Annotated in this window: 18 protein-coding genes; 7 read left to right on the top strand and 11 right to left on the bottom strand. The window is 57.3% G+C overall.

What is annotated here, in order from left to right:
• The first annotated feature begins 29 nt into the window (after positions 1-29).
• Both dapD and KOSB73_RS07430 read left to right on the top strand, forming a co-directional pair.
• Complete coding sequence (gene dapD, locus KOSB73_RS07435; RefSeq protein ID WP_004872026.1) at positions 30-854, top strand: 2,3,4,5-tetrahydropyridine-2,6-dicarboxylate N-succinyltransferase; 825 nt, start codon at positions 30-32, stop codon at positions 852-854.
• A gap of 107 nt (positions 855-961) precedes the next feature.
• Positions 962-1,351: a DUF3461 family protein gene (locus KOSB73_RS07430; RefSeq protein ID WP_004098742.1), complete on the top strand. Its 390-nt coding sequence runs from the start codon at positions 962-964 to the stop codon at positions 1,349-1,351.
• 46 nt (positions 1,352-1,397) lie between these two features.
• Here KOSB73_RS07430 and cdaR read toward each other — a convergent pair whose 3' ends face one another.
• From cdaR to dgt, 3 genes are all read right to left on the bottom strand, one after another.
• On the bottom strand, positions 1,398-2,555 hold the full coding sequence (cdaR, locus tag KOSB73_RS07425; RefSeq protein ID WP_004098741.1) for a DNA-binding transcriptional regulator CdaR: 1,158 nt from the start codon (positions 2,553-2,555) through the stop codon (positions 1,398-1,400).
• A 191-nt stretch (positions 2,556-2,746) separates the two neighbouring features.
• Positions 2,747-4,186 (bottom strand): serine endoprotease DegP, encoded by a 1,440-nt coding sequence (gene degP, locus KOSB73_RS07420; RefSeq protein ID WP_004098740.1) that lies wholly within the window; start codon positions 4,184-4,186, stop codon positions 2,747-2,749.
• Between the two features lie 134 nt (positions 4,187-4,320).
• Complete coding sequence (gene dgt, locus KOSB73_RS07415; RefSeq protein ID WP_024360358.1) at positions 4,321-5,835, bottom strand: dGTPase; 1,515 nt, start codon at positions 5,833-5,835, stop codon at positions 4,321-4,323.
• A gap of 84 nt (positions 5,836-5,919) precedes the next feature.
• Here dgt and mtnN point away from each other — a divergent pair, with 84 nt between their 5' ends.
• The 3 genes from mtnN (at position 5,920) to KOSB73_RS07400 (ending at position 8,215) form a co-directional block, all read left to right on the top strand.
• The gene (gene mtnN / locus KOSB73_RS07410) at positions 5,920-6,618 is read left to right on the top strand and encodes a 5'-methylthioadenosine/S-adenosylhomocysteine nucleosidase (RefSeq protein WP_024360357.1); all 699 of its coding nucleotides are present in this window, start codon (positions 5,920-5,922) and stop codon (positions 6,616-6,618) included.
• Positions 6,611-7,411: a vitamin B12 ABC transporter substrate-binding protein BtuF gene (gene btuF, locus KOSB73_RS07405; protein ID WP_004872042.1), complete on the top strand. Its 801-nt coding sequence runs from the start codon at positions 6,611-6,613 to the stop codon at positions 7,409-7,411. The genes mtnN and btuF overlap by 8 nt, the downstream gene beginning before the upstream one ends.
• A gap of 180 nt (positions 7,412-7,591) precedes the next feature.
• The gene (locus KOSB73_RS07400; RefSeq protein WP_004129095.1) at positions 7,592-8,215 is read left to right on the top strand and encodes a TRIC cation channel family protein; all 624 of its coding nucleotides are present in this window, start codon (positions 7,592-7,594) and stop codon (positions 8,213-8,215) included.
• An 86-nt stretch (positions 8,216-8,301) separates the two neighbouring features.
• Here the strand turns inward: KOSB73_RS07400 and erpA are convergent, their stop codons facing one another.
• Positions 8,302-8,646 (bottom strand): iron-sulfur cluster insertion protein ErpA, encoded by a 345-nt coding sequence (gene erpA / locus KOSB73_RS07395; protein ID WP_004098733.1) that lies wholly within the window; start codon positions 8,644-8,646, stop codon positions 8,302-8,304.
• Between the two features lie 81 nt (positions 8,647-8,727).
• Complete coding sequence (gene clcA / locus KOSB73_RS07390) at positions 8,728-10,146, bottom strand: H(+)/Cl(-) exchange transporter ClcA (protein WP_098067563.1); 1,419 nt, start codon at positions 10,144-10,146, stop codon at positions 8,728-8,730.
• Positions 10,147-10,326: 180 nt separating this feature from the next.
• Here clcA and hemL point away from each other — a divergent pair, with 180 nt between their 5' ends.
• A complete protein-coding gene (gene hemL, locus KOSB73_RS07385; protein ID WP_004129093.1) occupies positions 10,327-11,607 on the top strand; it encodes a glutamate-1-semialdehyde 2,1-aminomutase in 1,281 nt (426 codons plus the stop codon).
• A gap of 118 nt (positions 11,608-11,725) precedes the next feature.
• On the opposite strand, the gene fhuB is transcribed toward hemL, so the two are convergent.
• The 5 genes from fhuB to mrcB form a co-directional block, all read right to left on the bottom strand.
• Complete coding sequence (gene fhuB, locus KOSB73_RS07380; protein ID WP_049085788.1) at positions 11,726-13,708, bottom strand: Fe(3+)-hydroxamate ABC transporter permease FhuB; 1,983 nt, start codon at positions 13,706-13,708, stop codon at positions 11,726-11,728.
• Positions 13,705-14,595, bottom strand: a complete 891-nt coding sequence (gene fhuD / locus KOSB73_RS07375) for a Fe(3+)-hydroxamate ABC transporter substrate-binding protein FhuD (RefSeq protein ID WP_049085787.1) — start codon at positions 14,593-14,595, stop codon at positions 13,705-13,707. Before fhuD ends, fhuB begins: the two co-directional genes overlap by 4 nt.
• Entirely contained in the window at positions 14,595-15,392 is a 798-nt protein-coding gene (gene fhuC, locus KOSB73_RS07370) for a Fe3+-hydroxamate ABC transporter ATP-binding protein FhuC (RefSeq protein ID WP_024360353.1), read from the bottom strand. Before fhuC ends, fhuD begins: the two co-directional genes overlap by 1 nt.
• Before the next feature lie 45 nt (positions 15,393-15,437).
• On the bottom strand, positions 15,438-17,642 hold the full coding sequence (gene fhuA, locus KOSB73_RS07365) for a ferrichrome porin FhuA (RefSeq protein WP_064342191.1): 2,205 nt from the start codon (positions 17,640-17,642) through the stop codon (positions 15,438-15,440).
• Between the two features lie 274 nt (positions 17,643-17,916).
• Positions 17,917-20,472, bottom strand: coding sequence for a bifunctional glycosyl transferase/transpeptidase (gene mrcB, locus KOSB73_RS07360; RefSeq protein ID WP_004872057.1), 2,556 nt, complete (start codon positions 20,470-20,472; stop codon positions 17,917-17,919).
• A 572-nt stretch (positions 20,473-21,044) separates the two neighbouring features.
• On the opposite strand from mrcB, the gene pulS reads away from it, so the two are divergent.
• A complete protein-coding gene (gene pulS, locus KOSB73_RS07350; RefSeq protein ID WP_024360350.1) occupies positions 21,045-21,422 on the top strand; it encodes a GspS family T2SS pilot lipoprotein variant PulS in 378 nt (125 codons plus the stop codon).
• Positions 21,423-21,450: 28 nt separating this feature from the next.
• Here pulS and gspB read toward each other — a convergent pair whose 3' ends face one another.
• Positions 21,451-21,975, bottom strand: a complete 525-nt coding sequence (gene gspB / locus KOSB73_RS07345; RefSeq protein ID WP_004872074.1) for a type II secretion system assembly factor GspB — start codon at positions 21,973-21,975, stop codon at positions 21,451-21,453.
• Between the last annotated feature and the right edge of the window lie 53 nt (positions 21,976-22,028).

Genomic DNA, 22,028 nt, shown 5'->3' with positions numbered 1-22,028 from the left:
TTTTTTTAAGTAAATGGAAAGAGTAAACAATGCAGCAATTACAGAACGTTATTGAGTCCGCTTTTGAGCGTCGCGCCGACATCACCCCGGCAAACGTGGATACCGTGACCCGCGAAGCGGTTAACCAGGTGATTTCTCTGCTTGATTCCGGCGCGCTGCGTGTCGCTGAAAAAATTGACGGCCAGTGGGTCACCCATCAGTGGCTGAAGAAAGCGGTTCTGCTCTCTTTCCGTATTAACGATAACCAGGTTATCGATGGTGCGGAAAGCCGCTACTTCGATAAAGTCCCAATGAAGTTCGCGGATTATGATGAAGCGCGTTTCCAGAAAGAAGGGTTCCGCGTCGTTCCGCCAGCGGCCGTTCGTCAGGGGGCGTTTATCGCTCGTAATACGGTTCTGATGCCGTCCTATGTGAACATCGGCGCCTACGTTGACGAAGGCTCCATGGTGGATACCTGGGCGACCGTCGGTTCCTGCGCGCAGATCGGCAAAAACGTCCACCTGTCCGGCGGCGTCGGTATCGGTGGCGTACTGGAGCCGCTGCAGGCTAACCCGACCATTATCGAAGATAACTGCTTTATCGGCGCGCGTTCCGAAGTCGTTGAGGGCGTTATCGTCGAAGAGGGTTCCGTTATCTCTATGGGCGTGTACCTCGGCCAGAGCACCAAAATCTACGACCGCGAAACCGGTGAAGTGTTCTACGGCCGCGTTCCGGCAGGCTCCGTCGTCGTCTCCGGCAACCTGCCGTCAAAAGATGGCAAATACAGCCTGTACTGCGCGGTCATTGTCAAAAAAGTCGATGCCAAAACCCGCGGCAAGGTTGGAATCAACGAACTTCTGCGTACCATCGACTAAGCAGTATGAAAAGCGGGAGGCATCCCGCTTTTTTTATATATTAAGCTGGCGAAGATAGATTTTTTCGTTAATTATTCAAAGATTACGATGATATCAAAGGTACCGTTATGTACGATAATCTGAAAAGTCTTGGTATTACCAATCCAGATGAAATCGATCGCTATAGCCTGCGGCAGGAAGCCAACAACGACATTCTGAAAATCTACTTTCAGAAGGATAAAGGCGAGTTCTTCGCTAAGAGCGTCAAGTTCAAATATCCGCGTCAGCGCAAAACCGTGGTCGCCGACGGCGTGGGCCAGGGGTATAAAGAAGTCCAGGAAATTAGCCCTAACCTACGCTATATCATCGACGAGCTGGATCAAATCTGTCAGCGCGATCGTACCGAAATCGATCTGAAACGTAAGATTCTTGACGATCTGCGTCACCTGGAAAGCGTTGTCACCAATAAGATCAGCGAAATCGAATCCGATCTGGAAAAACTGACGCGCAACAAATAAGTTGAGCCTGTTCCCGGCGTTAATCCTCCCGGCCGGGAACGATATTCTATCTCTGCTCGTCGAGCTGCAGCGCAATATACAGCAGCAGACGATCGTCAAAATTGCCTAAATCCAGCCCCGTCAGCTCAGAAATGCGGTTCAAACGGTATTCCAGCGTATTGCGGTGAATAAACAGCGCCTTTGAGGTCGCCAGCGGCTGCACGTTATGACGAAACCATGCCTGTAAGGTGCGGCGCAGCAGACCGTTGTTATCCATCGCCTTCAGGCGAACCAGCGGGCGCGCCAGTTCATTGGCCTGCCAGCCGCCGCGCAGGCTATCAAGCAGCACCGGCAGCATCAAATCCTGGTAGAAATAGCTGCGGCTCTCCGGCATCCGCTGCTTGCCGACCATCATCGTGGTTCTGGCGGTGCGGTATGAACGGGCGATGCTGCCCGGCCCGGTAAAAAAGTTTCCCAACGCCACGCGAAAACGCAGCTGACCGTTCTCTTTCATCCTGCTGATCAGCTGCTCGACCCGTTTGCAATGATCTTCCGCATCCCAGCGGCCAAAGGCATTCAGCGCGGGTTTCAGCACCACCATTTCCGTCAGCGAGACAATGGCCACCAGATTATTACGGTCCGGCGTGGTCAACGCGGTCTGGAGCTGCTGCAGCTCCGCCATCGCGCTATCGACGCCCAGCTGGCCGCTATCTACTTCTATCATCGCCACCACGCGCGGCTGATTGAGATCGATCCCCAGACGCTGGGCCCACTCGGTCAGCGCCGGGGTATTCTCTTCCGCCTGAATCAGGTTCATGACCAGCTCTTCGCGCAGACGGCTATCCTGGGCGAGAAGATGCATCAACCGCGATTGTTCCAGCATCATCTCGGCGGTCATACAAACCAGTTCCCCGTATTTGCGCAGCGACTCCGGTTCCCCGGTCAGACCGATGACGCCGACAATCTCCCCTTCGAGACGCAGCGGCAGGTTTATTCCCTGACGCACGCCGTGCAGATGTCGGGCAACGGCATCATCAATATCGACAACCCGCCCCTGAGAAAGCACCAGCAGCGCCCCTTCGTGCAATTCACCAATTCGCTCACGGTCTCCGCTGCCGATAATGCGCCCGCGGGCATCCATTACGTTAATATTGGTATCAATAATGCGCATCGTACGCGCCACGATATCCTGCGCCATTTTGGTATCAAGATGCCAGCCAGCCATGTAACCCTCCCGTGAGCAGGCTACCAGCATAAAAGAGTTGGCAAAACGCCGCATTGTGCATTCGCACAAAGGCGGGGCAAGATGTATGGAGTTGTGGAAGATGTCACAGAACGAAAAAGGAAAGGTCCAGCAGCAATAAAAAAGCCCCTTCCCTCCACAAGGAGAAAAGAGGCTTTGCGAACCGTCAAGAATTACTGCATCAGCAGATAAATCGACGTATCGCCGCGCTGGATATTGAGGGCCAGAACCGACGGTTTGGCATCAAAGATTTTGCGCAGGTCGGCGATATTTTTCACCGGCTGTTGGTTAGCGCCAACGATAATATCGCCTTTCTTCAGGCCAATCTGCGCCGCCGGCGTTCCCGCTTTCACATTGCTCACCACAACGCCTTTGTCCTGGCCTTTGTTGCTCATTTCAGCACCTTCAATACCGTTGAAGATAGTGCTTGAATCAACCTGATTCTGATTGCTTTGCTGCAGCTCAACGGTCACCGTCACCGGCTTACCGTCACGCAGCAGGCCAAGCTCGACTTTGCTGCCGATCGGCATGGTGCCCACCTGGGCACGCAGCGCGGCAAAGCTGCTGATCGACTTACCGTTCAGAGTCGTAATCACGTCGCCGGCCTTAATGCCCGCCTTAGCGGCCGCCGAGTTCGGCATCACCTGGCTGACGAAAGCGCCGCGCTGAGCGTCGACTTTCATCGCTTTCGCCAGTTCGGAGTTCAGCTCGGTCCCCATGATACCCAGCTCACCGCGTTTAACCTGGCCAAATTTGACCATCTGATCGGTCAGGTTTTTCACCATGTTGCTCGGAATCGCGAAGCCGATACCAATGTTACCGCCGTCCGGCGCCAGAATCGCGGTGTTGATACCGATCAGCTCGCCGTTGAGGTTAACCAGCGCGCCGCCGGAGTTACCGCGGTTAATCGCCGCATCGGTCTGGATAAAGTTTTCATAATTTTCAACGTTCAGGCCGCTACGACCTAATGCGGAGACGATCCCCGAGGTGACGGTTTCGCCCAGGCCAAACGGGTTACCGATCGCTACGGTGTAATCACCAACGCGCAGAGCGTCAGAGTCCGCCAGCTTAATCGCGCTCAGGTTTTTCGGATCCTGAATCTGAATCAGCGCAATATCAGAACGCGGGTCTTTACCGACCACTTTCGCGTCGAACTTACGTCCATCGCTCAGCTGAACTTTGATCGTGGTGGCGTTATCCACTACGTGGTTGTTGGTGACGACATAGCCTTTAGCGGCATCGATGATCACCCCGGAACCGAGGGCCATAAATTTCTGCTGCTGGCCGCCATCGCTACCCGGCGCGCCGCCCTGCCCGCCGCCCTGACAGAACGGAGAGCTTTGGAACGGAGAACCATCCTGACAGAACGGCGAATTATCGCCAAAGAACTGCTGGAAGTTACGCGGCATTCGCGGCGTATTAACGGTGGTGCTCCCCTCAACGTTAATGCTCACGACCGACGGCATCACTTTTTCCAGCATCGGGGCCAGGCTTGGCATTTGCTGCGCATTAGTCGCCGAAGAAGCTGTTTCCGCCGCGCTCGCAGAGAGAGGGGACAACGCCAGACCTAAACTCAGAGCCAGGGCACTCATTGCTAACGTGGTTTTTTTCATATGTTTCAATCTCGATTTCAGATAACGAATAGTTGCTGTGTTGGTGACTATCAGAGTCATTTTATAGCGCGAAGTTCCGGAATGAAGTTTTGGTAAAAGTAAAAATTTATTGTCCGTCTTTACAAAACTCACCCTTATTCTACGGCCATCAATCGTCGATATTCATCCCATGCATACAAGTCGGTCATTCCGCTGATATAGTCCTGAATGAGACGACAGCGATAATAATATTCCAGCACCGGAAATTCCGGATTATTGCGCGAAATCTTATTTACGGCCTCTATGTAAGCTAACCGATGGCGGGTTGAAAGTTTCTGAAAGAGACGCGATGCAATCGGTAAACTGCGCACCCGCTCTTTTTCCACCAGCAGACTAAATTCATCCAGCGATAATTTTAGCAGCGGCTGGTAGATATCCAACAAACCGCTGATAACGCGATAGCCCTGCAGCTCCAGCTGCTCGACATCAGGATGACTAAATACATGTTTTACCGCAACATTTTTATAAAGCTCAAGCAGTTGGCTGCAATCGCTGTCGTCCTCAAGCAGAGCATGATTAAAATCACCGCTAAAAATCTTCGGCAGATTATCAATAAACCGCCGCGCCGCGTAGGGTACCAGTCTATTGAGCGTATTCACCCGTAAATACATAAAAAACTGATCTTCGGTACTCCGGCTAAGAGAATTCGCACGCGATTTCTCCCAGGCGTTTTCGACAACTTGATTAAACAAAGAGCCTTTTTCGTGAACGCCCCAGGCTTCATAGAGATGCTGATAAAGCTGCTCTACGCTGAAGATGCGTTTTTCTACCGCATCTTCAAGATCGGCGACGCAATATGAGATGTCATCCGCAGCTTCCATAATCCACGTTAATGGGAAGCGATTGTAAGGGGCCAGATCCAGTTCTTTACGTAACCTCGCAATATAGCCCTCTTCGGCTAAATAATAACCAGGTTTTTTCATTAAATAATTGTGGCTGGCTGGCGGTTCCCCGCGCCACCATGCCGGACGCGTATATTTTAGAATACAGCCCACCTGCGCCCAGGTCAGATTCATTCGCATCAGCGTGTGCACTAAGCGAATGCCCTGGGCATTGCCTTCAAACCAGCATAAATCCTGGCGAACCTTGCGTCGGAGCTCGTTCAGTTGGCTATCGCCTTCCTGCAGGCGCAACGCCGCGACCACGCAGCGATCGTCAGTTAATGGCTGGCTGGCCGCATCGCCGGGGAAAAGCCGCTGGCTGAACCAATCGTTAATGGCCGCCTCGCCAAAATGGCCAAAAGGCGGATTGCCGATATCGTGCATCAGGCAGGCCATTTCAACGATGCTTTCGAACGGCCCGGTGAGCTCATCCAGCCCGTAGCTCTCCAGCAGCTTCTGTTCTTTCAGGCGGCTCAGCACTTCTTTAGCGATATAGCGGCCAACCTGTTGAACCTCCAGGGAGTGGGTCAGACGGGTTCGCACCGCGGCGTTGCGCTCCAGCGGGAAAACCTGGGTTTTCTGCTGCAACCGGCGGATCGCCGGAGAGTTGATGATGCGCCCGCGATCGCTTTCGAAAATTCGCAGGATTTCACGCTCCGTCTCAACGCCCTGCGGTGAACGATAGCGGCGACGCCAGTTAATCTTGTTGCGAAAATCGATCTTAGCCATGATCTCCCCCGAGCGAGCAATAACGTTTCCTTCTAAGCGCATGATAGACTATGCCGCTAAAACCCACATATCGCGAGTAAATCTATGAAAATCGGCATTATTGGCGCAATGGAAGAAGAAGTTACCCTTCTGCGCGACAAAATCGACAACCGCCAGACCCTCACTATCGGCGGCAGCGAAATCTACACCGGCCAGCTTCAGGGTATTGACGTCGCTCTGTTGAAATCGGGTATTGGCAAAGTGGCCGCCGCCATGGGTGCGACCCTGCTGATGGAGCACTGCAAGCCGGATGTGATTATTAACACCGGTTCCGCGGGCGGTCTGGCATCAACCCTGAAAGTCGGCGATATCGTCGTTTCCGACGAAACGCGCTATCACGACGCGGACGTCACCGCGTTTGGCTATGAGTATGGCCAACTGCCGGGCTGCCCTGCCGGTTTCAAAGCCGATGATAAGCTGATTGCCGCCGCGGAGACCTGCATCAAGGCGCTGAACCTGAATGCGGTACGCGGACTGATCGTCAGCGGCGACGCCTTCATCAACGGTTCTATTGGCCTCGCAAAAATCCGCCACAACTTCCCGCAGGCCGTTGCGGTAGAAATGGAAGCCACCGCCATCGCGCACGTCTGCCACAACTATGGCGTACCGTTTGTTGTCGTTCGCGCGATCTCTGATGTTGCCGACCAGCAGTCGCACCTGAGCTTCGACGAGTTTCTCGCCGTTGCCGCGAAGCAATCCACCCTGATGGTGGAAAACCTGGTGCAGCACCTGGCCCGTGGCTAAGTCGCTCAACGCGGCGCTTGCCGTCCTGATGCTGCTCGCCCCGGCATGGCTTTTCGCCGCGCCGCGGGTGATTACGCTCTCTCCCGCCAATACTGAACTGGCGTTTGCCGCCGGTATTACGCCGGTTGGCGTCAGCAGCTACTCCGATTATCCCCCTGAAGCCGCAAAAATAGAGCAGGTTTCCAGCTGGCAAGGAATGAATCTGGAACGTATCGTCGCCCTCAAGCCCGACATGGTGCTGGCGTGGCGCGGCGGCAACGCTGAACGTCAGGTGAATCAGCTTAGCTCGCTCGGGATAAAAGTCATCTGGGTCGAAACGTCGACCATTGAAGACATTATCGCAACGCTTCGCCAGCTGGCGCAGTGGAGCCCGCAGCCGGAAAAGGCGCGGCAAGCGGCGCAGAAAATGCAGGACGAGTACCAGACCTTAAAAGCCCGCTATGCGAGCGGGCCGAAAAAACGCGTTTTTTTACAGTTCGGCGCCAGCCCGCTCTTTACCACCAGCAAAGGATCGATTCAGGATCAGGTTCTGACCCTGTGCGGTGGAGAAAACATTTTTGCCGCCAGCCGGGTTCCCTGGCCGCAGGTGAGCCGTGAACAGGTACTGGCAAGGCAGCCTCAGGCCATTGTCATCGCCGGCGACGCCAGTCAACTTCCCGCCGTTGAGCGCTATTGGCAGAATCAGCTAAAAATTTCGTTTATTGCGCTACATGGCGACTGGTTTGAACGCGCGAGCCCACGTATTATCCTCGCCGCAAAACAACTCTGTACTGCGCTCGAGCAGATAAAATAACCACCTGCTAACCCAGGTGCTCAGAACCTATCCCACCAGGCGCAATTGTTGCAGCCAGTCTGGAGGACAGCGCGGAACAACCGCTGCGTACACGCAGTACGTGAGGTTCGTAAGCGCTGACCAGGGCCAAACTGGCAAATGAAATAGCCTGATGGGATAGACTATAAGTGGGAACTGACGATGCTTGTCTATTGGCTGGATATTATTGGCACCGCCGTGTTTGCCATCTCCGGCGTCCTGCTGGCTGGAAAGCTGCGCATGGACCCTTTCGGCGTGCTGGTATTAGGCGTGGTAACTGCGGTGGGCGGCGGGACTATTCGCGATATGGCCCTTGCTAACGGCCCGGTATTTTGGGTTAAAGATCCTACCGATCTGGTGGTGGCGATGGTCACCAGCATGTTCACTATCCTGCTGGTGCGCCAGCCGCGCCGGTTACCCAAATGGGTACTGCCGGTGCTGGACGCCGTTGGTCTGGCGGTGTTTGTCGGTATCGGCGTCAACAAAGCCTTTATTGCCCATAGCGGGCCGCTGGTGGCCGTCTGTATGGGCGTCGTCACCGGCGTCGGCGGGGGGATCATCCGCGATGTGCTGGCGCGCGAAATCCCGATGATACTGCGTACGGAAATCTACGCCACGGCCTGCATCGTTGGCGGCATCGTGCATGCGACGGCGTACTACACTTTTCAGGTTCCGTTAGAAAACGCGGCGATGATAGGTATGGTGGTCACGCTGGTCATCAGGCTGGCGGCAATCCGCTGGCACCTGAAGCTGCCAACTTTTGCGCTTGATGAGAATGGGCGGTAATAAAAGCAAAACGGTAACCTTAACGTTACCGTTTTTCGCGTTGGCTCCCTCTCTCTGTGGGAGAGGCTGGGGGGGCCGCGCTATCTTTAAACGCTGAACGAGGAGCCGCAGCCGCAGGTGCTTTTCGCATTCGGGTTGGTCACGATAAAACGCGAACCTTCCAGACCTTCGGTATAATCGACGGCGCCGCCGACCAGATACTGCAGGCTCATTGGGTCAACCACCAGGCCGACGCCCTGCTTCTCAATAGTCATATCGCCTTCGTTAACCTGATCGTCGAAGGTAAAACCGTACTGGAAACCGCTGCAGCCACCGCCGGTGATATATACGCGCAGTTTCAGGTTGGGATTGTCTTCATCAGCAATCAGGTCTTTTACTTTAATCGCTGCGGCTTCGGTAAACTCCAGCGGCAACGCTACGTCATCACTCATTTTATGCTCCCATTGATACTTCTGACCGGTTAAAGAATAACCCGACCTTTTGAGCCATTATCCAATACCCGAGTAAATCGTTCAAGTATTCTCCCCGCCGACCGGCTGCGCCCTGGCTTCCTGCTCCGCCTTTTGTTTTGCCAGGGTGCGCTGCAGGATTGTCGAGTATAAAGGCTTACCGCCGAGGAATTGTGCCAATAGTGTTGCGCCGAGACAGGTAATAATCATTGGCAAAATGAGCTGATAGTTATCGGTCATCTCCAGCACCAGAACGATGCCGGTCAACGGCGCGCGAACCGAGGCGGCGAGCAGCGCGCCCATACCGGCGATGGCAAAGGTTCCTGCATCCAGATGATACGCCGGAAACAGCGGGGTCGCCGCCATACCAAATGCCGTCCCCAGCAGCGTCCCCAGCGCCAGCATCGGCGCAAAGATACCGCCGGGCGCGCCGGAAGAGAAGCAGAGCAGCGTGGTGATCACCCGCGCGATAAAAATAAACAGTAGCAGGCCAACGGAAAAATTGCCCGCCGCGGCGATAGGGATCAGGTTAAACCCGCCGCCGGACGCCGTTGGCTGAATCAGCCCCAGTACGCCGCAGCTGCCGCCGATCAGGCCGCCAATCAGCACCCACTTTTTGATATTGCCGCCGTGGATCCGCTGGAACATATCCTGGGTACGCAGCACCAGCGTATTAAACAGTGGGCCAATGCAGCCAAAAATCATCCCGAGGATCAAATACAACCACAGGGTGTTGACCGGCGCATTGCTGAGCTTACCAACCTCGATAACCGCTTTATCGCCGTTGAAGATACGGAAAACGATGGTGGCCATAATCACGCCGGTAAATACGGCTTTAATGGAGATCAGGTTGTAGCGAAACTGCGGGCGCATCTCTTCAATAATAAACAGAATCCCGGCGAGCGGCGCGTTAAAGGCGGCGGAGAGCCCCGCCGCGGCGCCGGTGGCCAGAAGCGTATGGCGCGCTTCCGGGCTACGCATGCGGAACACGTCCACCACCATACGCCCAAGGTTGCCCCCAAGCTGGACCATCGGCCCTTCGCGTCCCAGCACCATTCCCGCGCCCAGCGTACCCATGCCGCCGATAAACTTCACCGGCAGCACGCGCCACCAGCGGACGGGACGCAGCTCTTCCAGCGCGCCTTCAATTTCCGGGATCCCGGAGCCGCCCGCTTCCGGCGCAAAACACCGCACGAGGAAATAGCCCACCATTGCCAGCAAAGCGGAGAGTATAAAGGCCAGCGGCCACACCAGAAACCAGTGGTCAGCCACCTCTACCAGCGCGCCAATACGCAGGTTCTGCACCCAGTTGACGCTTTTCTCAAACGCGACGCCGACCAACCCCGCCAGCGTTCCGACAACGGCGGCCATTAATAACACCGCCAGCGGCGTCTTATCACGCTGAATCAACCGACGCACGGCATCGCTGCGGCGAACGCGTACGAACTGATGTGCTGAAGAAGAGGGATTTTCTGCTTTCATGCCATTATCAATGATGAGTAATACAAATAGAAAGAAGGGCATTCTAGCCAACCGGACAAGCGCCGTCGTCAAAAAAATGCGCCGCGACCTCATTGTTTCAATTGGGCAAAACTTTCATAACCTTCCTGGAATAACTTAGAATAGTCGACAAAACATTTTTCACGAACCAGGACCCAGGCAATGAGCAAATCTGAAAATCTGTATAACGCTGCGCGTGAACTTATTCCCGGCGGCGTGAACTCTCCGGTACGTGCCTTCACCGGCGTCGGCGGTACGCCGCTGTTTATCGAGCGCGCAGACGGCGCTTACCTTTACGACGTTGATGGTAAAGCGTATATCGATTATGTCGGTTCCTGGGGCCCGATGGTGCTGGGTCACAACCACCCGGCCATCCGCAACGCGGTCATTGAAGCCGCCGAACGCGGTTTAAGCTTTGGCGCGCCGACGGAGATGGAAGTCAAAATGGCGGCGCTGGTTACCGAACTGGTCCCGACCATGGATATGGTTCGCATGGTGAACTCCGGTACCGAAGCGACCATGAGCGCCATTCGCCTGGCCCGCGGCTTCACCGGCCGTGACAAAATCATTAAGTTCGAAGGCTGCTACCACGGCCACGCCGACTGCCTGCTGGTGAAGGCCGGCTCAGGCGCGCTGACGCTCGGCCAACCGAACTCGCCGGGCGTGCCGGCGGACTTCGCCAAACACACGCTGACCTGCACCTATAACGATCTGTCATCGGTTCGCGCCGCGTTCGAACAGTATCCGCAGGATATCGCCTGCATCATCGTTGAGCCGGTGGCCGGTAATATGAACTGTATCCCGCCGCTGCCGGAGTTTCTGCCGGGCCTGCGCGCGCTGTGCGACGAGTTCGGCGCGCTGCTGATTATCGATGAAGTGATGACCGGCTTCCGCGTGGCGCTGGCCGGCGCGCAGGATTACTACGGCGTGGTGCCGGATCTAACCTGCCTTGGCAAAATCATCGGCGGCGGTATGCCGGTAGGCGCATTCGGCGGTCGTCGTGAAGTGATGGATGCCCTCGCGCCGACCGGCCCGGTTTATCAAGCAGGCACCCTCTCCGGCAACCCCATTGCGATGGCGGCAGGTTTCGCCTGCTTAAGCGAAGTGGCGCAGCCCGGCGTGCACGAGACGCTAACCGAACTGACCAACCAGCTGGCCCAGGGTCTGCTGGACGCCGCTCGCGATGCCGGTATCCCGCTGGTGGTGAATAACGTTGGCGGCATGTTCGGCATTTTCTTTACCGACGCGCCAACCGTGACCTGCTACCAGGACGTGGTCAAATGCGACGTAGAGCGTTTCAAACGCTTCTTCCACCTGATGCTGGAAGAGGGCGTCTATCTGGCGCCGTCGGCGTTTGAAGCGGGCTTTATGTCCATCGCCCACAGCGAAGAAGATATCGACAACACCGTTGCCGCCGCGCGTAACGCCTTCGCGAAGCTGTAACTCTGATTGCCGGGGCTGCTCAGCCCCGGCAATGCCTCTCCGAGGTGCTGCACTCTTTGAAAATCAATAAGCGGCTTATAACATCGCGACGCCCGGCGGGCATCGCGATGCGGAAAAGCTACCGGCTCTGTTTTCTTAACAGATAGATAAAGTACGGCGCGCCGATAAACGTCGACAACAAGCCCGCCGGGATCTGATACGGGAACAGCATCATCCGGCCGCACCAGTCGGCGAACACCAGCAGCCCCCCGCCAATCAGGCCGGAGATCGCCATATGCGGCATCGTACGCCGGAATCCCATCATACGCGCAATATGCGGCGCCATTAATCCCACAAAGCTGAGGGGGCCAATCGTTAGCGTTGCGGCCGCGGTCAAACATGCCGCCAGCAGCAGTAGCCCAATGCGTGACGGCGTCAGCGCCATACCGACCGCCCTCGCCGCCTCGCCGCCCAGCGGCAGAATCGTCAGCCAGCGGCGGCAGAGCGGGGCCAGCGCCAGCAGGATCAGCATCACCACGCCGCTGCGCACCACCAGCTCCGGCGTCGCGCTGTAGGTGGAGCCGGAAATCCACGTCAGGATCTGCGCCATTCGCGGATCGCCGCTGGCCTGCAGCATCATCAGCAGCATGGTAAACGCGGTACTCAGCGCCATCCCCGCCAGCAGCATACGGTGCGGCGAAAATCCGCCGCGCCCGGCGGCAGCCAGGATAACCAGCAGCGTCGCCGCCGCGCCGAGGCTACCGGCGGGCAGCAGCCAGCCAAAGGCGTTGCCCGGCACGAAAAATAGCATCAGCACCACGCCAAACGCCGCGCCCGAGCTGATGCCAAGCACTTCCGGACTGGCCATCGGATTACCGGTTAAGCGTTGGATAATGCAGCCCGCCACCGCCAGCATCACGCCGGCGAACAGCGCCGCCAGAATGCGCGGCCAGCGCCAGGGCATTAGCTGATCCAGTAGCGTTCCGCTGGCCCAGTGCCAGCCCTGCGCGTCGCGGCCGAAAGCCAGCGCCGCGACGATGGCCAGCAGCAGAATCGCCAGCCCGCCCAGCGCGAACCACAGCACATGTTGGCGTTCAGCCAGCACTTTATCGCCACCGTTCATCACCGGCGCACTAATGCTGCGTAGGCGCGGCAGCAGCCATAGCAGCAGCGGCGCGCCAATCAGCGCGGTCACCGAACCGGTGGAGACCTCCATCCACACCCGGGCCAGCCACAGGATGAGCTGATCGGAGAGCCACAGCAGCAGCGCGCCAATCAGGGCCGCCAGCAGCAGGCGCGATAGCAGGCGGCGAGCGCCCAGCATCTTCGCCAGCAGCGGCGCGAACAAACCGATAAAACCAATAATCCCCACCGCATTCACCAACAGGGCGCTGATGATAATCGCCAGAGTCAACGCCCCCAGCCGCGCCAGAGAAAGCGCCAGACCGAGATTGCGCGCCACGCCGTCGTCCAGCCCCATCAGGGTCAGCGGACGCAGCAGCAGCAGGGTCAGAATCGCCCCGCCCAGCAGCTGCGGCCACAGCCGCTGCACCACGCTCCAGTCGGTCTGCGTCAGGGTGCCGGTGCTCCACAGGAACATGCTTTGCAGCTGGTCATGATGGAAGATCGCCATCAGCTGATTAAGCGCGCCGCAGTAGAGACTCACCACCAAGCCTGCCAGAATCAACGTCACCGGCGAGAGGCGTTTGCCCCACGACACGCCAAACACCAGCGCGCCGACAATGCAGGCCCCGGCCAGCGCGGCAAACTGCGACGCCAGCACGCCAGGGATTGCCCATAGCGTGGTGACCGTCATGCCCAGCTGCGCCCCGGTCGCCACGCCGAGCGTCGTCGGCTCCGCCAGCGGGTTACGCAGCACCTGCTGGAACAGCACGCCCACCAGCCCCAGCCCGGCGCCGACCAGCAGCGATATCGCCAGCCGCGGCAGCAGGCTGTAGTGGAACAGCATCTGGGCGATATTATCGATACTCGGCTGCCAGAGCGCCTGTCCCCACTCGCTTCGCGGCAGCGCCACGTTGAGGTTGAACAGCGTCAGCGCAGCAGCGACGATAAGCAGAGTTAACAGCAGAGATGTCGCCAAAGGCGAAATACGCGATCTCACGCCGGGCCTCCCTGAGCATCGGCCAACACGCGGGCAAAATGCATCGCCGATAGCGTCGCGCCATAGAACCACACCGCCGGGACGCGCTGAAAACGCCCTGCGCGAACGAACGGCATCGCTTGCCACAGCGGCGTCGCCGTGAGCTGCGCCATCTCCCGCGCATTGCCGTGATCGAAGCAGATAACGTCGGCGTCTCTGTAGGCCGCCAGCCGGTCAATACCGACGGTGACGCTGCCCCAAAAGGTGGTCTCGCCCTGCCAGGCATTGTTGATGGCAAAGCGGTCGAGCACTTCCTGGAACAGACAGTTCTGCGCAAAGACCAGCACGTGGCGGGTATCAAGCAGGGTAATCATCAGCAGCGGGCGATCGCCGCGACGGGCAAAGCGCGGACGCAGGCTCTCCATCAGCGCGTCAAATTCCGCCAGATGGCGCTTCGCTTCCTGCTGCCTGCCGATCAGGTCAGCCATTTCGCTAAGCGACTGCTGAGCCATCATCAGCGGACGCTTGCCGTCGCTGAAGGTGAATCCTCGTCCGGGCGCAATACGCGCCAGCTTTTCCGCCGACGGGCCATATCCTGCCGACCAGACCAGAAACGACGGCTTCATCTGCGTCAACAGCTCCAGATTGGGTTCGGTGCGCAGCCCAACGTCAATCACCGAATCAGGCAGCGCCGGTTCATTGACCCACAGCCTGTAGTTAGGGATATCGGCAACGCCGTAGGGCGTGACGCCCAGCGCCAGCAGCAGCTCTACCGGCAGCCATTCGAGCGCGACAATACGCTGCGGATCCACTTCCGCCGCCCGCGCGCCGCGCATCTGCCATAGCAGCGGCGACAGCGCCATCGCGGTCAGCAGGCGCCGCCGCGTGATGAATGTGAGGTTTTCCATCAATAGACAAAACTTACTGGCGCTGCGCCAGCCGGATGCGGCAGGATCCCCATCGGGATGCCGTAAATTTGTTCCAGGGTTTCGCTGCGCATCAGCGCCGCGGGCGTTCCCTGAGCGATCATCTCACCGCCGCGCAGCGCAACCAGATAGTCGCAGTAGCGCGCCGCCATATTGATATCATGCAGGACGGCGATCACCGTCAGCCCGCGCTGCTGGCTGAGGCGATGAACCAGCGCCAGCACATCCACCTGGTGGGCGATATCCAGCGCCGAGGTCGGTTCATCAAGCAGCAGGCAGCGGCTATCCTGGGCCACCAGCATGGCAATCCACGCGCGCTGGCGTTCACCGCCGGAGAGGCTGTCCACCAGCCGCTGGGCCAGCGGTTTTAGCCCGACCAGCGCAATCGCCTCTTCCACTTTCTCCCGATCCGCCGCGCCAAAACGCCCCAGCGCCCCGTGCCACGGGTAGCGGCCGATCGCCACCAGCTCACGCACCGTCATGCCTTCCGCCGGTGGCAACTGCTGCGGCAAATAGGCGACTTTGCGGGCAAACGCTTTGCTGCCCCAGCTGTCGAGCGGCTGGCCGTCGAGCAAAATATCCCCATCCGACGGCGGCTGATGGCGGCCAAGCATTTTCAGCAGCGTTGATTTGCCGGAGCCGTTATGGCCAATCAGGCCGGTGACTTTTCCCGCCGGGAAAGTTAACGACAGAGGATGCAGCAGCGTTCGGCCGGGCACGCGGAAGGTCACGCGGTCCAGTGAAAACGTCGTATCGGAGTGCGGAATGTTTTCCTGCATAACGGAACCTGGTCAGAGGCGCGGCGAACCGCGCCCGTTAAGTGGTTAGAAACGGAAAGTCGCGGTCGCCACAACCTGGCGTTCAGCGCCCCAGTAGCAGGCGTATTCGCTGTAGCAGCTGGAAACGTATTCGCGATCGAACAGGTTGTTGACGTTGACCCCGATCGACGAACCCGGTAGACCAAAGCGCGCCAGATCATATTTCACGGTAGCATCCATTAACGCGTAGCCCGCGACGTTGAAGGAGTCGTCTTTTTTTCCCGTCGAAGTATTGTTTTTGTAATAGCTTACCGTTGAACCGACATAGCGCGCCCCGGCGCCCACCGTCAGGCCGCTCAGCGCGGTTTCGTGGAAGGTGTAGTCTGCCCACAGCGACGCCATATTGCGCGGCACTTCCGCCGGACGCTTGCCGTTAAAGGTGGTGTCATGCTGGTACTGGGCGTCGGTATAGGTATAGGAAGCCGTTACGTTGACGTTGGCGTTAACCGCCGCTTTCGCCTCCAGCTCAATCCCGCGTGAGCGGATTTCGCCCGTCTGGATACTGAACGAGGAGTTGTTCGGATCCGCCGTCAGGTTTTTATCTTTGGTCAGTTGATATACCGCGGCGGTCAGCACAACCGGCATATCCTTCGGTACGTACTTCACGCCGGCTTCGTACTGTTCGCCGTGGGAAGCATCGAAGGGTTTGCCATCCCGCGACGATCCGGAAACCGGCTCAAAGGACTGGCTGTAGCTGAAGTATGGCGAGATACCATTATCAAACAGATAGTTAATGCCGCCGCGCCAGGTGAACTGCTGATCGTGATTTTTGGCGAGGGTATTCGCAGGGCGCGTCAGGGTGGAAGCCATCGCATAGTCGTAGCGGCCACCCAGCGTCATCACCCACTTATCCCACGCCATCTGATCCTGCGCGTACAGGCCGGTCTGCTCCATGCGGTTCAGCACCGAATAGGGGAAGTTAACGCTGACGTCTGGATTGCCATACTGCGGGTTCTGCATGTCAATCGCGGAAGCCGTCCCGTAGTCGGCCTTAACATCATTACGCATGCGCGAATAATCCACGCCGGTTAACAGAGTGTGCCCTACCGCGCCGGTTGCGAAATCAGACTGCAGCTGGGTATCAACGGTGAACGTATTGAGATGCTCATCGGAGCGAACATACGCGCGGTTGATTTTGCCTGTCGGCGTATATCCGTTGCCGTAGACTGAACGATACAGGGTATGGACATCCGCATAACGCAGATTCTGACGCACGGTGAAAGTGTCATCAAACTGGTGCGAGAAGCTGTAGCCGACCATCTGCTGACGGCGAGACATCTTATTATTCGCTTCGCCTTCGTTGAAGTCCGTCGGCAGCTTGTGCGCCTTACCGTTGGCGTCGTAATACGGCACCACTGTCCCTTCACGCGGCAGCCAGCCGTAATACCCGGCATAGGGATCGCTCTGGAAATTACTCAGGAAAGTGAAGTCCGTTTTGTCATCCGGACGCCAGCTAAAGGAGGGCGCGACCGCATAGCGGGTCGATTTCGCCATCTGCTGCTGGGCATCCTGGCTGCGACCCAAACCGGTCAGGCGATACGACCACACCCCGTCATCATCAATGGCATCGCTGAAATCAAACCCCGTCTGCCACAGATTGTCGGTACCCATTTTAAACTGGATTTCTTTCAGCGGCTCAGTGGTCGGTCGCTTGCTGACCATGCTGACGATACCGCCAGGGTTGCTGTTGCCGTACAGCACCGACGTTGGCCCACGCATCACTTCAACACGTTCAAGGAAATAGGGGTCCATCGACACTTCAGAATAGTTATTCCCCTGCAGCTTCATCCCATCCAGATACTGGTTGGTGTTCACCGTCGTCGACGTGGTGAAGCCGCGAATCGTCACTACGTCATAGGTGGTTGAGCTGCCGCGAGTCGAGAATACGCCCGGCGTATAGGCCAGCGCTTCTTTAACCGTCGTCGGCTGCTTCATCTCCATTTCCTGGCGGGTCACTACGGAAATAGACTGCGGCGTTTTTTCGATGGGTGTATCGGTTTTTGTTGCGGTCGCCGAATGTTTCGCCGCGATGGTCGCTGCCGGTCCCCAGGCGCTCTCCTGCGGGGCCGGAGCGGCGGTTACGGTGATGGTTTCTTCTTTCGGTTCAACTGCCGCCTGTGCATAAACAGACATGCCGCTAACCGCCGTGGCTACTACAGCTGCGATTTTACGCAGCGAGTGATTTGGCTGAGCAGTTTTAAGACGCGCCATGGGTATATCTCTAATAGAAGTGAATGATAACGTAAACGAGAATTATTATTATAACGGCTGACATAATAGGCGAAACGATCGCGGCAAGGCAAGAAATATGCCCCTGACGAAATATCAAAGGATGAATAAATAACCAGACGGTAAGTGTGGAGTTAAGCGGGTGTTAATTAATTTATCGATATAAAAAGGCCCCCTAATACTGAGGTATTAGAGGGCCACTATTTTAGCATCCATTTAAACGACGAAGCGTCGGCTTAAAGGATGAAGCGGAACGTTAATTACTGCCGAACATATCCTTAATCCAGCCCGCGACGCCATCGCTCTTCTCCTGCTTCGGCGGTTGCTGCTGCTGGTTTTGCTGCTGTTGCGGCTGCTGCCCGGACTGGTTGAACGGATTATTCGCCTGCTGCTGCTGGAGCTGCTGCTGTTGGATCTGTTCGCCCTGGCGGCACAGCGCGTCCGGCGTGGTGGTCCATACCGGCAGCGAGCGCATGCCGCCGCTGCAGACAAAGTTACCGCTGCCATCGACGCCCATATCCACCACGTCTTCCGGCGGCGTCAGCACCAGCGGGGTCGGGGTCTGGTTTGCCAGATAGCGCTGGTAAATGGACATTGCGCCGCTGGCGCCGTACAGCTTGGTCGGCTGGTTATTATCGCGACCCACCCAGGTAATGGTCACCTGACCACCGTCAATACCGGCAAACCAGGTATCAACGTTGTTGTTGGTGGTCCCGGTTTTACCCGCCAGATGCAGGCCCGGATACTTCGCGCCCAGCTGGCGACCGGTACCGCGCTGCACAACCTGCTGCATGGTCCATAGCGTCATGTAAGCCGCCTGGGCCGGCACCGCGCGCTCCGCCTGCGGATAGCTCTGATAGAGCACGGTACCATCTTCGGCGATAACGGAACGCAGCGCTGACAGCGGCGCGCGGTTGCCCCCGCTGGCGATGGTCTGGAACGCCTGCGCCACTTCAATCGGCGTCAGGTTCAGCGCCCCCAGCAGCATCGACGGAACCGCGTTCAGCTGATTCTTCGGCGCGCCCAGTTTAGTCCAGGTATCGACCACCGCCGGCAGGCCCAGCGCCATCCCGAGGTTCACCGTCGGCACGTTCATCGAACGCGTCAGCGCATCGACCAGCATCACCTTACCGCTATCGCTGTAGCGACGGTCGTCGTTCTGCGGCGACCACGTCTGGCCATTAGACAGGCGAATCGAGATAGGCGCATCGGCAATCCAGGTATTGAGGCGATACTGGTTCGGCTGGCTTAGCGCGGTCAAATAGGTCGCCGGTTTTGCCAGTGAACCAATTGAACGGCGCGCCTGCATTGCGCGGTTATAGCCGGCAAACTGCGGCTCCGCCCCGCCGACCATCGCCCGCACCTCGCCGGTGAAGCGATCGACGACCACCATCGCGGTTTCCAGATCCGGCAGCTTACGCTGTTTCTTCAGCGCCGGAATACCTTCCGTCGCCGCCTTTTCCGCCGCATCCTGCGCGACTGAGTCGAAGGTGGTGAAGATCTTCACGCCGGAGAGATCTTTCACTTTGTCGCCCAGTTTCGCCTGCAGCTCCTGGCGCACCATCTGCATAAACGCCGGCTGCGGAGAGATAACCCCGCCGCGCGGCTGTACGCCCAGCGGACGCGCGCTCAGCATGTCATACAGCTCTTGATCGATAACCTGCTGCTGCTGCAGCAGACGCAGCACGAGGTTGCGTCGCTCCAGCGCCAGTTTTGGGTTACGCCATGGGTTGTAGACCGACGCGCCTTTTACCATCCCCACCAGCAGCGCCTGCTGATCGAGGCTCAGCTCTTCCACCGGACGGCCAAAGTAATAGAGGCTCGCCAGCGGGAAGCCGCGGATCTCGTTATCGCCGCTCTGACCGAGATACACTTCGTTCATATACAGCTCAAGGATACGATCCTTGCTGTAGCGGGCATCAACGATCAGCGCCATATAGGCTTCGTTAGCCTTACGCCAGTAGGAACGTTCGCTGGAGAGGAACAGGTTCTTCACCAGCTGCTGGGTCAGCGTACTCGCCCCCTGCACCGTACGCCCGGCGGTCAGGTTCGCCAGCACCGCGCGGCCAATCGAGTAGAGGCTGATGCCGTCGTGTTCGTAGAAATGGCGGTCTTCCGTCGCCAGCAGGGTATCGACCAGCAGATCCGGGAAGCCGTTGCGCTTAACAAACAGACGCTGTTCGCCGTTGGCCGATTGCAGCATGGTGATCAGGCGCGGATCGAGACGGAAGAAACCGAACTGGCGGTTATTATCCATATTCTCGATGGTATCCAGGCGATCGCCGTTGAAGGTCAGACGCGCGCGCACCTGTCCTTCTTTACTGTCCGGGAAATCGAACGGACGGCGGATCATCTCGATGCTGTTGGCCTGTACCGTATATTCGCCCGGGCGCGTCATCGCGCTCACCTGGCGATACTGCGTGGCGTTAAGCAGACGCACCATTTCGTTTTTGCTGATCTGCATATCCGGCTCAAGGTTGACCATCCGGCCATAGACCGCGGCGGGCAGATCCCAGACTTTACCGTCAATGCGGCTACGGATTTTCTGATCGAGGTAGACGCCATAGGCGGCAATCAACACCGCGCAGACGACCCCAATCTTAATCAGCAGCCATAGCCAGGCCCGTTTACGACGAGGGGGTTTACCGCCTTTGCCTTTTCCTTTCCGCGGCATCGGTTTTTCATCCTCATAGTCATCATCGTAATCGTCGTCGTAGTCCTCTTCCCGAACCCGACGGCGAGTTACCTTTTGTTTTGCCGGGCGCGAGGGTCTCCCCTTACGTCCGATCGGCTCGCGGTCATCTCCCGCCATGCTTTTTCTCCGCAACTTACAGGCGTAAAAGCCTGATTCTCAATGTTTCCCCGATTGGGGGAAAGAAGAAATCTCTCAAATTGACGCCCGACCGTTTTGGCTTTCAGGCGACCATTTATGAACTGCGCGACGCGTTATCATGTCGCTCGCATGATTTTCACTTTAAAAATTCACCATACAAATCACATTGTTACCGGCTTCATCGACAGAATAGTTCGGGACACGGAACTGATTGTCCAGGCGATACAGGATAGCACTAAACCGTGACATTCTTAACCAGCATTTTACATGCTCATCAGGTAACAAAAGGGAAATTATTATGTTTTTTAACAACATAAACATGTCCGCCCGTCTCCTTCTGCATACCGCCAAAAGAAAGCGGAACGGTAACGCCGGAAAATAGTATTTCCGCCAGCAAAAAGAAATAACGCAGATGAAAGAAAAAGAAATTTAAAAGCGCGCAATGATAAAAACGCGAGCGGCTTAACATTGATAATTTGGCAGATTTTCTGATGACTACGGATAAATATTTGTTAAACTGTCAGCCAATTAATTTTTCCGATTAATATATTATGCGCAACTTTATTCTATTTCCGCTGATGGCGGCCGCCCTGCTCTCAGGTTGTCAGCAAAATCGCCCGACAACCCTCAGTCCTGCCGTGAGCGGTCAGGCCCAGCTAGAGCAGCTTGCCTCCGTCGCCGCCGGGGCGCGCTATCTGAAGAATAAGTGCAACCGCAGCGATCTGCCCGCCGATGAAGCGATTAACCGTGCGGCAATAAACGTGGGTAAAAAGCGCGGATGGGCGAATATTGACGCGAATCTTTTAAGCCAGCGCAGCACGCAGCTATATCAACAGCTCCAGCAGGACAGTACCCCGGAAGCGACAAAATGCAGCCAGTTTAATCGCCAGCTGGCGCCCTTTATTGATAGCCTGCGCGACAATAAATAGCGCTTATTTATATTCCGCCAGCGCTATTTTATTCTGCCTGCGGACTCTCCTCAATCGCCCCGCCCGGCCAGTCATCCAGCGCCGCGAGGGTAAACGTTTTACCGTTGAAGCTAAATACGGTGAGGTCCTGCTGAATCTGCTCGATAACCAGGTTCGCCAGCGGCGAGTCGCCCTCCTTCCAGGACTGTCCGTTTAATACAATGCTGCGTTTATCCGCCAGTGAAGCGTAGACGTGCGCGCTGTAGCGCAGAGGCGGCAGGTTATCTTCATCTATCGCTATTTCCGGTTCAGCCTGAATTTCGGGCCCGGCGTTAACCGGCGCCACGGCAGCTTTGACCGCCGGTTGGTTCAGCGGGACTAACGCCGCATGGGCTACCGACTGCCTCATCGGCTGCGGCTCGGGCTTGTTCCGCCACTGCTCGCCGCCGAACCATCCGAGCGCAATCAGCAGCGCGGCGTACAGCGGTACGGTCACGTAGGGGATCTGCACCATTCTTCCTACCGCCGCCGGGGGCTCGGACTGCGGGTACGGCTCTTGCGGGCGAACAAGCACCGGCTTCTCCTTAATCAAGACACGCCATCCCGGCCCGGGGTTTTGACGCCGCG

Origin of the sequence: Klebsiella grimontii, from assembly GCF_900200035.1 — a bacterium.
Lineage (GTDB): Bacteria > Pseudomonadota > Gammaproteobacteria > Enterobacterales > Enterobacteriaceae > Klebsiella > Klebsiella grimontii.
Note: the sequence above shows the minus strand (reverse complement) of the source record. Positions and strands in the feature narration are given on the sequence as shown.

Excerpts from the sequence above, each read along its gene's own strand:
- degP (WP_004098740.1), bottom strand. The coding sequence starts at position 4,186 with ATGAAAAAAACCACGTTAGCAATGAGTGCCCTGGCTCTGAGTTTAGGT.
- cdaR (WP_004098741.1), bottom strand. The coding sequence starts at position 2,555 with ATGGCTGGCTGGCATCTTGATACCAAAATGGCGCAGGATATCGTGGCG.
- pulS (WP_024360350.1), top strand. The coding sequence starts at position 21,045 with ATGCGCAACTTTATTCTATTTCCGCTGATGGCGGCCGCCCTGCTCTCA.
- fhuC (WP_024360353.1), bottom strand. The coding sequence starts at position 15,392 with ATGCAGGAAAACATTCCGCACTCCGATACGACGTTTTCACTGGACCGC.
- hemL (WP_004129093.1), top strand. The coding sequence starts at position 10,327 with ATGAGCAAATCTGAAAATCTGTATAACGCTGCGCGTGAACTTATTCCC.
- dgt (WP_024360358.1), bottom strand. The coding sequence starts at position 5,835 with ATGGCTAAGATCGATTTTCGCAACAAGATTAACTGGCGTCGCCGCTAT.
- erpA (WP_004098733.1), bottom strand. The coding sequence starts at position 8,646 with ATGAGTGATGACGTAGCGTTGCCGCTGGAGTTTACCGAAGCCGCAGCG.
- clcA (WP_098067563.1), bottom strand. The coding sequence starts at position 10,146 with ATGAAAGCAGAAAATCCCTCTTCTTCAGCACATCAGTTCGTACGCGTT.
- mtnN (WP_024360357.1), top strand. The coding sequence starts at position 5,920 with ATGAAAATCGGCATTATTGGCGCAATGGAAGAAGAAGTTACCCTTCTG.
- KOSB73_RS07400 (WP_004129095.1), top strand. The coding sequence starts at position 7,592 with ATGCTTGTCTATTGGCTGGATATTATTGGCACCGCCGTGTTTGCCATC.
- dapD (WP_004872026.1), top strand. The coding sequence starts at position 30 with ATGCAGCAATTACAGAACGTTATTGAGTCCGCTTTTGAGCGTCGCGCC.
- mrcB (WP_004872057.1), bottom strand. The coding sequence starts at position 20,472 with ATGGCGGGAGATGACCGCGAGCCGATCGGACGTAAGGGGAGACCCTCG.
- fhuD (WP_049085787.1), bottom strand. The coding sequence starts at position 14,595 with ATGGAAAACCTCACATTCATCACGCGGCGGCGCCTGCTGACCGCGATG.
- fhuA (WP_064342191.1), bottom strand. The coding sequence starts at position 17,642 with ATGGCGCGTCTTAAAACTGCTCAGCCAAATCACTCGCTGCGTAAAATC.
- KOSB73_RS07430 (WP_004098742.1), top strand. The coding sequence starts at position 962 with ATGTACGATAATCTGAAAAGTCTTGGTATTACCAATCCAGATGAAATC.